Annotated in this window: 2 protein-coding genes and 1 pseudogene; all 3 read right to left on the minus strand. The window is 63.7% G+C overall.

Translation table 11 applies throughout. The features are described from left to right. On the minus strand, positions 1 to 296 hold a 296-nt coding region (locus ACM6IK_RS22690; protein ID WP_414876089.1), incomplete at its 3' end, for an NAD(P)(+) transhydrogenase (Re/Si-specific) subunit beta. Further along, positions 293 to 643: an NAD(P) transhydrogenase subunit alpha gene (locus ACM6IK_RS22695; RefSeq protein ID WP_053152987.1), complete on the minus strand. Its 351-nt coding sequence runs from the start codon at positions 641 to 643 to the stop codon at positions 293 to 295. The genes ACM6IK_RS22690 and ACM6IK_RS22695, both read right to left, overlap by 4 nt. Positions 644 to 654: 11 nt before the next feature. Further along, positions 655 to 1,158: pseudogene (locus ACM6IK_RS22700) on the minus strand (NAD(P)(+) transhydrogenase (Re/Si-specific) subunit alpha); the annotation flags it as partial.

Below are 1,158 nucleotides of genomic sequence, written 5' to 3' on the forward strand. Positions count from 1 at the left end.
CTGTGCATGAAGGCGACCAGTTCGGGCATCTTGGTCATTTCAACGCGTTTGGCCATGATCGAACCGGCGGTGCCGCCGATCAGCAGGCCGACGATCACGTAGACGATGCCGTCATGGGCCAGCTCGGTGCTCAACTTGTAGATCAGGCCGACCGTGGTGAGGATCGCCAGGCCCATGCCGAGCATGCCGAACAGGTTGCCGCGGCGCGACGTGGTGGGGTGCGAGAGCCCCTTGAGCGCCTGGATGAAGCAGACCGAGGCGATCAAATACAGGGAGGTAACCAGGTTCATGCTCATGCTTGCTGCACCTCGGCCTTGACTGCTTCGGCCTTGGCCGCCGGCGCTTTGGCCGCTTTTTTCTTGAACATTTCCAGCATGCGCCGGGTCACCAGGAAGCCACCAAACACGTTGACCGCGGCCAGGGCCACGGCCAGGGTGCCCATGGTCTTGCCCAGCGGGGTCACGGTGAGGGCGGCGGCGAGCATGGCGCCGACGATCACGATGGCCGAGATGGCGTTGGTGACCGCCATCAGTGGCGTGTGCAGTGCCGGTGTGACGTTCCAGACCACGTGGTAGCCGACATAGATGGCCAGCACGAAGATGATCAGGTTGTAGATACCGTGAGAGATCAGCATGTCTTCCATTGTTTTTATCCTCAGCCGTTCTTGCGCACGATCTGGCCGTCGCGGCACATCAGGCACGCGGCGACGATATCGTCTTCCAGGTTGATCACCAGTTGTCCGTCTTTATCGAACAACAGTTTCATGAAGTCCAGCAGGTTGCGGGCGTACAGCGCCGATGCGTCAGCCGCCACGGCGCTGGCCAGGTTGGTCGGGCCCACGATGGTCACGCCGTTTTCGACGACCACCTGATCGGCCACGGTCAGCGGGCAGTTGCCGCCCTGGGCGGCCGCGAGGTCGATGACCACCGAGCCCGGTTTCATCTGGGCCACGGTTTGCGCGCTGAGCAGCGTCGGTGCCTTGCGGCCGGGAATCAGCGCGGTGGTGATCACGATGTCCGCCTGTTTGGCGCGCTCGTGCACGGCCGCGGCCTGGCGCTGCATCCAGCTGGCCGGCATCGGGCGGGCGTAACCGCCGACGCCGACGGCGCATTCACGTTCTTCGTCGGTCTCGTACGGCACGTCGACGAACTTGGCGCC

This window comes from Pseudomonas sp. IT-196MI5 (assembly GCF_949767415.1).
Taxonomy (GTDB): Bacteria; Pseudomonadota; Gammaproteobacteria; order Pseudomonadales; family Pseudomonadaceae; genus Aquipseudomonas.

Bases quoted from the DNA above. Each gene is read 5' to 3' on its own strand.
- ACM6IK_RS22695 (WP_053152987.1), bottom strand. From the start codon at position 643: ATGGAAGACATGCTGATCTCTCACGGTATCTACAACCTGATCATCTTC.